This is a genomic window from Rhodopseudomonas sp. BR0G17, assembly GCF_010907025.1.
Taxonomy (GTDB): Bacteria; Pseudomonadota; Alphaproteobacteria; order Rhizobiales; family Xanthobacteraceae; genus Rhodopseudomonas; species Rhodopseudomonas palustris_H.
In genome coordinates this window covers 1-379 of record NZ_QUML01000259.1, presented here as the reverse complement: position 1 = coordinate 379, position 379 = coordinate 1, and the positions used below count along the sequence as shown (strand labels likewise).

Sequence of the window (379 nt, the reverse complement as noted above, 5' to 3'; positions counted from 1 at the left end):
GCCCGGCGCTGCCCGGTCGCGAGCCGGGAATACCAGGGTTGCTTGGGCTTCGCCCCAACTACGTCAGCGCCCAACTCGTCTCATGGAGGTAGGGAACTAGGACCGTGAAGGCGCCGGATTGCATGCATGAGGTGGCTGCTCGCCTGACCGAAACCGATGTGACGGCCATCGCCGCCTATCTGGCGACGCTTCCCGCGCCCCCGAATGCAGCTCCCGCACTGAAAAGAAGCTTCATCCTTCCCTTCGCCTGCGGCAGCGATTCAAATTGAGGAGGCCGTTATGCGGTTTGGTGCCTGTCTCACCCTCCTCGCTGTCGTACTCGGCGCTCCGACCTTTGCCTTCGCGCAACAGAGCGGGACGAGCGCCGCCGATATTAGAA

At 63.1% G+C, this 379-nt stretch carries 1 pseudogene; it reads left to right on the top strand.

Annotated features, from left to right (window positions below):
• Positions 1 to 269 (top strand): annotated as a pseudogene (locus DY467_RS26665) (c-type cytochrome); the annotation flags it as partial.
• Between the last annotated feature and the right edge of the window lie 110 nt (positions 270 to 379).